The sequence below is a fragment of the Silicimonas algicola genome, from assembly GCF_003148765.1.
Classification (GTDB): domain Bacteria; phylum Pseudomonadota; class Alphaproteobacteria; order Rhodobacterales; family Rhodobacteraceae; genus Silicimonas; species Silicimonas algicola.
Genome location: NZ_QGGV01000010.1, coordinates 157,959 through 166,726, shown reverse-complemented (window position 1 = coordinate 166,726; position 8,768 = coordinate 157,959). Strand labels below are relative to the sequence as shown.

14 protein-coding genes and 1 tRNA gene are annotated in these 8,768 nt (G+C 64.7%); 10 read left to right on the top strand and 5 right to left on the bottom strand.

The features are described 5' to 3' along the window. From C8D95_RS22800 to C8D95_RS18390, 9 genes are all read left to right on the top strand, one after another. On the top strand, nt 1-95 hold a 95-nt coding region (locus C8D95_RS22800; protein WP_131822070.1), incomplete at its 5' end, for an EF-Tu C-terminal domain-related protein. 145 nt (nt 96-240) lie between these two features. Continuing rightward, a complete protein-coding gene (locus C8D95_RS18425) occupies nt 241-1,533 on the top strand; it encodes a tetratricopeptide repeat protein (RefSeq protein ID WP_109760663.1) in 1,293 nt (430 codons plus the stop codon). Between the two features lie 50 nt (nt 1,534-1,583). Further along, nucleotides 1,584-1,659 (top strand) — tRNA-Trp (locus tag C8D95_RS18420). 98 nt (nt 1,660-1,757) lie between these two features. Next, nucleotides 1,758-2,138, top strand: coding sequence for a hypothetical protein (locus tag C8D95_RS18415; protein ID WP_109760662.1), 381 nt, complete (start codon nt 1,758-1,760; stop codon nt 2,136-2,138). A gap of 82 nt (nt 2,139-2,220) precedes the next feature. Further along, nucleotides 2,221-2,418 (top strand): preprotein translocase subunit SecE, encoded by a 198-nt coding sequence (gene secE / locus C8D95_RS18410; protein WP_109760661.1) that lies wholly within the window; start codon nt 2,221-2,223, stop codon nt 2,416-2,418. A gap of 145 nt (nt 2,419-2,563) precedes the next feature. Then, nucleotides 2,564-3,097: a transcription termination/antitermination protein NusG gene (gene nusG, locus C8D95_RS18405; protein WP_109760660.1), complete on the top strand. Its 534-nt coding sequence runs from the start codon at nt 2,564-2,566 to the stop codon at nt 3,095-3,097. A 200-nt stretch (nt 3,098-3,297) separates the two neighbouring features. Beyond that, the gene (rplK, locus tag C8D95_RS18400) at nt 3,298-3,726 is read left to right on the top strand and encodes a 50S ribosomal protein L11 (RefSeq protein WP_109760659.1); all 429 of its coding nucleotides are present in this window, start codon (nt 3,298-3,300) and stop codon (nt 3,724-3,726) included. 3 nt (nt 3,727-3,729) lie between these two features. After that, on the top strand, nt 3,730-4,428 hold the full coding sequence (gene rplA / locus C8D95_RS18395; RefSeq protein ID WP_109760658.1) for a 50S ribosomal protein L1: 699 nt from the start codon (nt 3,730-3,732) through the stop codon (nt 4,426-4,428). 125 nt (nt 4,429-4,553) lie between these two features. Then, entirely contained in the window at nt 4,554-4,811 is a 258-nt protein-coding gene (locus tag C8D95_RS18390) for a hypothetical protein (RefSeq protein ID WP_109760657.1), read from the top strand. A 91-nt stretch (nt 4,812-4,902) separates the two neighbouring features. On the opposite strand, the gene rnhA is transcribed toward C8D95_RS18390, so the two are convergent. The 5 genes from rnhA to C8D95_RS18365 are packed head-to-tail and all read right to left on the bottom strand — an operon-like array spanning nt 4,903 to nt 8,136. After that, nucleotides 4,903-5,370, bottom strand: coding sequence for a ribonuclease HI (gene rnhA, locus C8D95_RS18385; RefSeq protein ID WP_109760656.1), 468 nt, complete (start codon nt 5,368-5,370; stop codon nt 4,903-4,905). Beyond that, complete coding sequence (locus C8D95_RS18380; protein ID WP_109760655.1) at nt 5,367-5,990, bottom strand: glutathione S-transferase family protein; 624 nt, start codon at nt 5,988-5,990, stop codon at nt 5,367-5,369. Before C8D95_RS18380 ends, rnhA begins: the two co-directional genes overlap by 4 nt. Beyond that, entirely contained in the window at nt 5,983-6,579 is a 597-nt protein-coding gene (locus tag C8D95_RS18375) for a class I SAM-dependent methyltransferase (RefSeq protein ID WP_109760654.1), read from the bottom strand. The genes C8D95_RS18380 and C8D95_RS18375 overlap by 8 nt, the downstream gene beginning before the upstream one ends. Continuing rightward, the gene (gene ispH, locus C8D95_RS18370) at nt 6,579-7,532 is read right to left on the bottom strand and encodes a 4-hydroxy-3-methylbut-2-enyl diphosphate reductase (protein WP_109760653.1); all 954 of its coding nucleotides are present in this window, start codon (nt 7,530-7,532) and stop codon (nt 6,579-6,581) included. Before ispH ends, C8D95_RS18375 begins: the two co-directional genes overlap by 1 nt. Nucleotides 7,533-7,578: 46 nt before the next feature. Continuing rightward, on the bottom strand, nt 7,579-8,136 hold the full coding sequence (locus C8D95_RS18365) for a LabA-like NYN domain-containing protein (RefSeq protein ID WP_109760652.1): 558 nt from the start codon (nt 8,134-8,136) through the stop codon (nt 7,579-7,581). 250 nt (nt 8,137-8,386) lie between these two features. On the opposite strand from C8D95_RS18365, the gene rpoZ reads away from it, so the two are divergent. After that, nucleotides 8,387-8,740, top strand: a complete 354-nt coding sequence (rpoZ, locus tag C8D95_RS18360; protein ID WP_109760651.1) for a DNA-directed RNA polymerase subunit omega — start codon at nt 8,387-8,389, stop codon at nt 8,738-8,740. Nucleotides 8,741-8,768 lie beyond the last annotated feature (28 nt).

Sequence of the window (8,768 nt, the reverse complement as noted above, 5' to 3'; positions counted from 1 at the left end):
TCGCGCCGATCGCGATGGAAGACGGCCTGCGCTTCGCCATCCGCGAAGGCGGCCGCACCGTCGGTTCGGGCGTCGTCTCGAAGATCCTCGCGTAACTTCCGCGACAAGTGATTGAAAGGGGCGGCCCATGGGCCGCCCTTTGCTATCAGGGGCACTGCATCCGTCCTGACCCAAAAACCGCCATTTTTCAGTGGCAACGTCAGTTCCGAATCCTGTGCGGGGGCGCAGTCGGAGCGGGCCATGTCGATCCTGCGCACCAGCGTTCTCGCTTTAGTCGTCGCGGCCGGTCCGCTGGCGGCAAAGCCGCTTGTCACTTCCTCCGAGGAGACGCTGGCCCGGATCTGCCTTGCCCGCACCGAAAGCCCCGATCGCATCGTCGCAGCCTGCGACGCGGCCCTGACGGACGCCGCGCTGACGCCCGCACAGCGGGTCGAACTGACCGTCGCGCGGGGCGACGGTCTCTCCTGGCAGGGCGAGCACGAGGCAGGCGCATCGAGTTATCGCGCCGCGACGCAGCTCGATCCCCGTTCGATCGACGCATGGAATGGGCTCGGCTGGGCCTTGTGGGAGCTTCAGGACGACGCTGCGGCCTACGAGGCTTTCTCGACGTCTCTGTCAATCGACGTGTCGGTCCAGGGCCTGTCGGGCACGGCCGGCACGGGTCGGCGCACGGGCAAGGTCGACGCCGAGGAGGCGCGCGAGAGACTGCGCGCTGCCCTGTCGATCGACCCGGAATACATCTGGGCGCTTCGCGAACTGGGGTGGAGCCTTTTCGATGCGCAGGACTTTCAGGGGGCGGCCGAGGCCTTTGAAGGCGCCTTGCGGATCGACCCCGACGACGTCAATGCGCGCTTCGGTCTTGGCCGTACAAAGATCGGCCTGAACGATAACGAAGCTGCTCTGACCGCCTTCAACGACCTTCTGGCAGATGCGCCTGGCGACTTCGCCACCGAGGTCTATCGCATCATCGCGCTGAGGAACCTCGACCGGAACGCGCAGGCGCTGAGAGAGTCGGAACGCATGATCGCGGCCTATCCCGACCGCGCCTCCGGTTACATCGAGAAGGGCCTCTCGCTCATGGCGCTTCAGCGTCGCAGCGAGGCGATCGACACCTACCGGGAGGCGGATGCCCGGCTGGGACCGAACAACGCCATTCTCTACTGGTACGCGGATGCCCTGACCGTGGACGGCCGGTTCCTCGAGGCGCTGGCCGTCATCGACAGGGGGCTGGCCCTCGACGGGGCGGACCATACCGACCACCTCATGAAGAGCTATATCGCGCTGGAGCTGAAGGATTTCGAGACGGCGCGGGCTGCGGCCGAGAACTGCCTCGCGACGGGTGTGAACGACCCGTGGGCGCACTACTACATCGCCATCGCGCTGGTCCACGACGGCCACGCGGCCGAAGGACTGGAGCGTTTCGGCCGCGCGATCACCGCCGGTCTTCCGGCGGATCGGATCGGTGCCTTCGCGACCGAACTCGTCAGCGCAGGCAAGTATGTCGAAGCCGCCCAGCTTCGCCTGAAATACTGACGAAGCCGCTTGATTCCGGTCCGGCGACAGCTTAGTCAGGCGCTCGCTGCAGGGGTATAGCTCAGTTGGTAGAGCGACGGTCTCCAAAACCGTAGGTCGTGGGTTCGAGTCCCTCTGCCCCTGCCAAATACCTTCCTTGATAGTGCTCGTTAAATTGGCGAATTGAGACACAATTTCGCCAGTTTCGGATGATTGGCTTCCGTTCATCTTCAACGGAGGACCACATGCTCGGCATGTTCAGCTTCCTGCCTCCCGTCGGGTTCTATGCCTTCGCTGGCACCGCCCTTGCCGGGACATGGTGGCTTCACAACCTCGTCGTACAGGCGGGCGAGCCTGCCGACACGCGCATCTTCGTGGTGGGCGGCATCCTTGCGTTCCTATGCGCTTTTCTCGGTTACCAGAAGTCGCTGGAAGAACGCGAGGAAAAGAACAGGCCCAGGGTGTCGAGCGACGAGGTCATGCAGAAGCTCGCTCCAGCCGAAACGGGCCGGAAGGACCGCAGCCTCGACGTTCCTCCGCCGTCCGCGCATGGCCCGGCCGACGACACGCCGCTTGGCCGTCTTCGCGCCCGTTCGCGCCCCGAGTCGGAAACGCTCGAGTTCTGAGCGTCCCGGTCGTCGACCGACGGGCGGGGTTGAACCGGCCGTCGGTTGAGCGTATCTGCGCGCAAAGCCGAAAGGACCCGAGATGGCTACCAGAAACCCGCTTCAGTTCGCCCAGCAGGCACGCGCCGAGATTTCGAAGGTCGTCTGGCCGGCGCGCCGCGAAGTTGTTCTGACCTCGGTGATGGTCTTCATCCTGGCGATGCTGACGGCCACCTTCTTTCTCATCATCGACCTGATCATCCGTGAAGGCCTGAAGGGCATCCTCACCTTCTTCGGCTGAACGGCGCTCTGCACCGCAGAGGCCTTGGGACTTGTCATCCGAGTTCCATGCGGGTATCTGGCGATCCTGTAGAGGCGTGCACCTGTTGCACGCCGCTTTCATTTCCGGGCGGCGCTTTCGCCGCATCTGCAAGAGGACCTGACCCATGGCGAAGCGCTGGTATTCCGTGAGCGTGCTGTCGAACTTCGAAAAGAAGGTCGCGGAGCAGATCCGTCATGCAGTGGAGGACGCCAGTCTTCAGGAGCAGATCGAGGAAGTGCTGGTTCCGACCGAAGAGGTCATCGAGATCAGACGCGGCAAGAAGGTGACTGCCGAGCGGCGTTTCATGCCCGGCTATGTCCTGGTGCGGATGGAGATGACCGACGAAGGCTATCACCTCATCACCTCGATCAACCGCGTGACCGGCTTCCTGGGCCCGCAAGGTCGCCCGATGCCGATGCGGGACGACGAGGTCAACGCGATCCTCAACCGTGTCGAGGAAGGCGAGAGCCAGCCGAAGCTGATGATCAGCTTCGACATCGGCGAGAAGGTGAAGGTCAACGACGGTCCGTTCGAGGATTTCGAAGGCACGGTCGAGGAAGTGGACGAGGACCACCAGCGCCTGAAGGTGACGGTGTCGATCTTCGGACGCGCGACGCCGGTCGAGCTCGAGTTCACTCAGGTTTCGAAGAACGGCTGACGCTCACCTTTTTGCTCGGAAGTCTCGGGCGCCGGGTAATTCCGGCTCTTGCTTTTCAGGCCGGGTGCGGATATCCCCCGCCGGTCGCCCAAGGGGCGGCACCCTCCGTGGGAGGCGAGGCGGTCGCGACCGCCGGACCGGACCACGTCAACCAAAGGTTTCGGAACGCGTTTCGAAGCCGTTGAAACAGGAGACGGCCAATGGCCAAGAAAGTCATGGGGCAACTCAAGCTCCAAGTAAAAGCCGGGCAAGCGAACCCCTCCCCGCCGGTCGGACCGGCGCTGGGTCAGCGCGGCATCAACATCATGGAATTCTGCAAGGCGTTCAACGCCAAGACGCAGGAGATGGAGCCGGGTGCGCCCTGCCCGACCGTGATCACCTACTACCAGGACAAGTCCTTCACGATGGACATCAAGACGCCCCCGGCGTCGTACCTCCTGAAGAAGGCCGCCAAGTTGTCTTCGGGCGCCAAGACCCCCTCGCGGGAAACCGTTGGCACCGTCACGACCGCTCAGCTGCGCGAGATCGCCGAGGCCAAGATGAAGGACCTCAGCGCGAACGACGTCGAACAGGCAATGAAGATCATCCTGGGCTCTGCGCGGTCCATGGGTATCGAGGTGAGGGGATAAGTCATGGCCAAGCTCGGTAAACGCACAACCTCCGCCCGCGAAGCCTTCGTCGGCAAGGAGAACCTTACGGTCGAGGATGCCGTCGCCCTGGTGAAGTCCAACGCGACGGCGAAGTTCGACGAAACCGTTGAAATCGCGATGAACCTCGGCGTCGACCCGCGCCATGCCGACCAGATGGTCCGCGGCACGGTCAACCTGCCGAACGGCACCGGCAAGACCGTTCGCGTCGCCGTCTTCGCGCGCGGCGCCAAGGCCGACGAGGCCAAGGCCGCCGGCGCCGACATCGTTGGTGCGGAAGACCTGATGGAGACGGTCCAGTCGGGCAAGATCGAGTTCGATCGCTGCATCGCGACCCCGGACATGATGCCGATCGTCGGTCGCCTGGGCAAGGTTCTGGGCCCCCGCAACCTGATGCCGAACCCGAAGGTCGGCACGGTGACAATGGACGTCAAGGAGGCCATCGAGGCCGCCAAGGGCGGACAGGTCCAGTTCAAGGCCGAGAAGGCCGGCGTGATCCATGCCGGTGTCGGCAAGGCGTCGTTCGACGAGGCCAAGCTGATCGAGAACATTCGCGCGTTCGTCGACGCGGTCTCGAAGGCTCGTCCGGCGGGCGCGAAGGGTACCTACATGAAGAAGGTCGCCCTGTCCTCGACCATGGGTCCGGGCGTGTCGGTCGACGTGGCGAGCGCCACCGGCAACTGACCGGAATCGTTCATCTTTAGGGAAAGGGCAGGCGGCAGCGCCTGCCCTTTTCGTTTGCGGGTCGGGCCGCTTTCCGACGGGGAGCGGCCGGTCTAGACTGCGCCGCAAAACGAGGAGTCGCGCAGATGTTCTTTTCCTTCTTCGGGTCGCTGGTGATCGGCGGGATCGTCGCCTACCTGGCCGAGAAATGGGATCTGACGCACCACGGCGTCATTCAGGCGATCATCATCGCCCTTGGCGGCGTCATCCTTCTGTTCATGGCCAAGGTGATGTTCGGTTTGTCGTTCGGCCGGCCTGGCGTCGACGCGATCATCGGGGCGGCGGGGGCGCTGATCCTGATCCCGTCCGAGGCGGTCGTGCGGAAGCGGCGGAACCGGCGTTAACTTTCAGGCCGTTGGTGCGAAACGGCCATTCGGTATCGCGTCGGTATCACGTCGGTATTGCGTCGGTGGGTGGTCCGGTTAACGGCCAACGTCAGTCCCGCACCCTCTGCGGCTTGAAGGGGGCCATGCCTTCCCGCGCGAGTTCGTCGGCGCGTTCGTTCTCGGGGTGGCCGGCATGGCCCTTGATCCACTCCCAGGTCACCTGGTGCCGGCCACGCGCTTCGTCCAGCCGACGCCAGAGGTCGTCGTTCTTGACGGGCTTCTTCGCCGAGGTGCGCCAGCCGTTCCGCTTCCAGCTATGGATCCATTCGGTGACGCCGTTGCGGACGTAGACCGAGTCGGTCACGACCGTAATGACGGAGGGTCGCGTCAGCGCCTCGAGCGCGCCGATGGCGGCCATGAGCTCCATCCGGTTGTTCGTCGTCGCCGCTTCGCCGCCGTTCAACTCGCGGGTCTTTAGAACGGCATCGCCGTCGCGGGCGACCATCAGGACGCCCCAGCCGCCGGGTCCGGGGTTTCCTGAACAGGCCCCGTCGGTGTAGGCGAAAAGTTCGCTCATGCCGGGATGTCGATCAATCCGACGTGCCCGGGGAGCGCCTCGACGCGCGCGAGCCAGGCTTGGACGGCCGGAAAGCGGGCGAGGTCGAAGCCGCCCTTGGTTCCCGCCGAATGGGTGTAGCCGTAGAGCGAGATGTCGGCGACGGTCGGACGGTCGATGGCGATCCAGTCGCGGGTGCGAAGGGCCTCGTCCATGATGGCGAGGAGGGCGTGCCCGCGGTCGAGAAGTTCGCCCAGCCGTTCGGGGGTGCGCAGGTGTCGGCGGCTTTCATAGGACAGGATCGCGGCGCGAACGGCGATGACGCCCTCGTGCTGGTTCTGCTCCCAGAACATCCAGCCGAGGGTCAGCGCGCGCTCGACGGGGTCGGAGGGCATCCAGTCGGTGCCGTCCGCGAGGTAGCAGAGGATCGCGTTCGATTCCGGGATGCGCGTGCCGTCAGCGAGTTCGAGGACCGGCAGTTTCTTCAGGGGCAACGCACCCATGCTGTGCGCCGCTGCGAGGGCGGTCGACTCGTACTCCATCCCGAGGTGGCGGTATGGCCGACCAAGAAGCGCAAGGAGGAGTCGCACCTTGTAGGAGTTGCCCGAGGACGGCATCGAATAGAGCGTGAGGTCAGTCATTCCGGCGTGCCCTGAGGATGATGAAGGGGTCTGTCGTACCGCCGAGGCCCTTCTCGGCGCCGGTGGTCCGGTCGAGGACTGTGAAACCTGCGTCGGCGAGAAGGCCGTCGAGCTCGTCCTCGCCGTAGAATGTGTAGAAGCGGCCGAGGCTGTCTCGCGCCTCGCCGGTTCCTGTCTTGAGGCCGAGATGGAAGAAGCCCCCCGGCTTCAGCGCGCGAGAAATCCGGGCGAGGTGGACAGGCATCTCGGCGCGGGGCGCGTGCAGGAGCGAGAAGTTGGCCCAGATGCCGTCGTAGACGGCGGTCGCGTCCAGGTCGTCGAAGGTGGCGATGCGGACGTCGATGCCGAAGCGGTCGAGCGCGACGCGCGCCATTTCAGGGGAGGCATCCCAGGCGTCGACCTCGAAGCCCTCTCGCATCATGCGGGACGCCGCGCGGCCGGGTCCGCAGCCGAGGTCGAGGATGCGGGCTGACGCGGGAAGAGCGGCGATGAAGGCTTCGAGATGACGGTCGGGCCGCCCTTTGGCGAAGCGGTCGGCATAGTCGTCGGCGCGCAGCGCGTAGGCCGCAAGCGTCTCGGCGTCCGGCATCAGGCGCTGGCCTTGCGCAACACGCGGGGCACCTTGAAGTTGACGGTTTCGATGGCGGTCTCGACCATCTCGACGGTGACGTCGAAGCGGTCGCGGAAGGCGTCTATGACCTCGTTCACGAGCACCTCGGGCGCGCTGGCGCCCGCGGTGAGGCCGATGGACCGGATGTCGCCGAGCGCGCGCCAGTCGATCTCGTCGGCGCGCTGGACGAGCTGGGCATAGCCGCACCCCGCGGCGCGGCCCACCTCGACGAGGCGCTTGGAGTTGGACGAATTCGGCGCACCGATCACGAGAAGGGCGTCGATCACGGGCGCGATCCGCTTCACGGCTTCCTGACGGTTGGTGGTGGCGTAGCAGATGTCTTCCTTGTGCGGCCCGACGATGGAGGGGAAGCGGGCCTGAAGCGCTGCGACGATGTCGGCGGTGTCGTCGACCGACAGCGTCGTCTGCGTGATGAAAGCGAGGCGGGTCGGATCGCGGGGCGCGATGGAGGCCACGTCGTCGACCGTCTCGACAAGGATCACCTCGCCCTCGGGCAACTGGCCCATGGTGCCGAGCGTCTCGGGGTGACCGGCGTGGCCGATCATCACCATCTGGAGGCCGTTCGCGTAATGGCGCTCGGCCTCGATGTGGACCTTCGAGACGAGGGGGCAGGTGGCGTCGACGTAGACCATGTTCCGGCGCTCGGCCTCGGCCGGGATCGCGCGCGGGACGCCGTGGGCCGAGAAGATGACCGGGCGGTCAGCGGGGCACTCGTCCAGCTCTTCGACGAAGACCGCTCCCTTGCCGCGAAGCTCGTCGACGACATAGCGGTTGTGGACGATCTCGTGACGGACATAGACCGGCGCGCCCCATTTCTCGAGCGCGAGTTCCACGATCTTGATGGCGCGGTCGACGCCGGCGCAGAAGCCGCGCGGCGCGGCGAGGTAGAGGGTCAGCAGTGGTTTCGTCATGTCGCGGAGAGAGGTATGCGCTTTGGGCGCCAGCGTCCAGTCGGGCCTAGCTGTCGCCGCCAGTATCGCGGGGCTCGCGCGGCGGACGGCCGATCACGTCCTTGAGTTCATCCAGCTCGATGAAGTTGTCGGCCTGGCGGCGCAGTTCGTCGGCGATCATGGGCGGCTGCGAGCGGATCGTCGAGACGACCGAGACGCGCACGCCCTGGCGCTGGAGGCTTTCGACCAGAGGGCGGAAATCGCCGTCGCCCGAGAAGAGGACGATGTGATCGACGCGAGGGGCCAGCTCCATGGCGTCGACCGCAAGCTCGATGTCCATGTTGCCCTTGATCTTGCGCCGACCCTGGCCGTCGGTGAATTCCTTGGCGGGCTTCGTGACCATGCTGAAGCCGTTGTAATGCAGCCAGTCGACCAAGGGCCGAATGGGGGAATATTCGTCGTTTTCCAGCAGGGCGGTGTAATAGAAGGCCCGCAGCAGCTTGCCGCGACGCATGAATTCCTGCCGTAAAAGCTTATAATCAATGTCGAAACCGAGAGCCTTCGCCGACGCATACAAATTGGATCCGTCGATGAACAGCGCAAGCCGTTCGTCCTTGTAAAACATACGAGAACGTCCTTTCAGAATTTCCCCGACACCGTGAGCGGACGAAACGTCCATGCCCGAGTGCGCGTTAATATGAGTTAAACCCTCTGACATTCAACTATCCTTTTGCGTAGGAGCGTCGCGTCATCTGCGGAACGTCGCGTCGTCACGATCGCGCGAAACCTGCCCTGCAGGCTCAGTTTGCCCTTGTGTTTCAGGGACCGCTTCAATACGTAGACGCCCTGATCCCATTCAAGACGGAGACCTCGTTATGGCCCGCGTGACGGTTGAAGACTGCGTTGACAAGGTTCCGAACCGGTTCGAGCTGGTGATGCTTGCCGCGCATCGGGCGCGAGAGATCGCGACGGGATCGCCTCTGACGGTCGACCGGGACAACGACAAGAACCCTGTCGTGAGCCTTCGCGAGATCGCCGACGAGACGCAGTCGGCCGAGGATCTGCGCGAGCGGATGATCGAGGCGAACCAGACCCAGATCGAGGTCGACGAGCCCGAAGAGGACGCCATGGCGCTTCTGATGGGCGCCGAGAGCGACAAGCCGGTCGAAGACGACCTGAGCGAGGAAAAGCTTCTTCGCGCCCTGATGGAAGCTCAGGGACAGCCGTAGGGTTTCACCCCCTGGGGGTGGGGGCCGG

Excerpts from the sequence above, each read along its gene's own strand:
- C8D95_RS18415 (WP_109760662.1), top strand. The coding sequence starts at position 1,758 with ATGCTCGGCATGTTCAGCTTCCTGCCTCCCGTCGGGTTCTATGCCTTC.
- secE (WP_109760661.1), top strand. The coding sequence starts at position 2,221 with ATGGCTACCAGAAACCCGCTTCAGTTCGCCCAGCAGGCACGCGCCGAG.
- rpoZ (WP_109760651.1), top strand. The coding sequence starts at position 8,387 with ATGGCCCGCGTGACGGTTGAAGACTGCGTTGACAAGGTTCCGAACCGG.
- nusG (WP_109760660.1), top strand. The coding sequence starts at position 2,564 with ATGGCGAAGCGCTGGTATTCCGTGAGCGTGCTGTCGAACTTCGAAAAG.
- rplA (WP_109760658.1), top strand. The coding sequence starts at position 3,730 with ATGGCCAAGCTCGGTAAACGCACAACCTCCGCCCGCGAAGCCTTCGTC.
- C8D95_RS18380 (WP_109760655.1), bottom strand. The coding sequence starts at position 5,990 with ATGACTGACCTCACGCTCTATTCGATGCCGTCCTCGGGCAACTCCTAC.
- rplK (WP_109760659.1), top strand. The coding sequence starts at position 3,298 with ATGGCCAAGAAAGTCATGGGGCAACTCAAGCTCCAAGTAAAAGCCGGG.
- C8D95_RS18365 (WP_109760652.1), bottom strand. The coding sequence starts at position 8,136 with ATGTTTTACAAGGACGAACGGCTTGCGCTGTTCATCGACGGATCCAAT.
- C8D95_RS18375 (WP_109760654.1), bottom strand. The coding sequence starts at position 6,579 with ATGCCGGACGCCGAGACGCTTGCGGCCTACGCGCTGCGCGCCGACGAC.
- ispH (WP_109760653.1), bottom strand. The coding sequence starts at position 7,532 with ATGACGAAACCACTGCTGACCCTCTACCTCGCCGCGCCGCGCGGCTTC.
- C8D95_RS18390 (WP_109760657.1), top strand. The coding sequence starts at position 4,554 with ATGTTCTTTTCCTTCTTCGGGTCGCTGGTGATCGGCGGGATCGTCGCC.
- C8D95_RS18425 (WP_109760663.1), top strand. The coding sequence starts at position 241 with ATGTCGATCCTGCGCACCAGCGTTCTCGCTTTAGTCGTCGCGGCCGGT.
- rnhA (WP_109760656.1), bottom strand. The coding sequence starts at position 5,370 with ATGAGCGAACTTTTCGCCTACACCGACGGGGCCTGTTCAGGAAACCCC.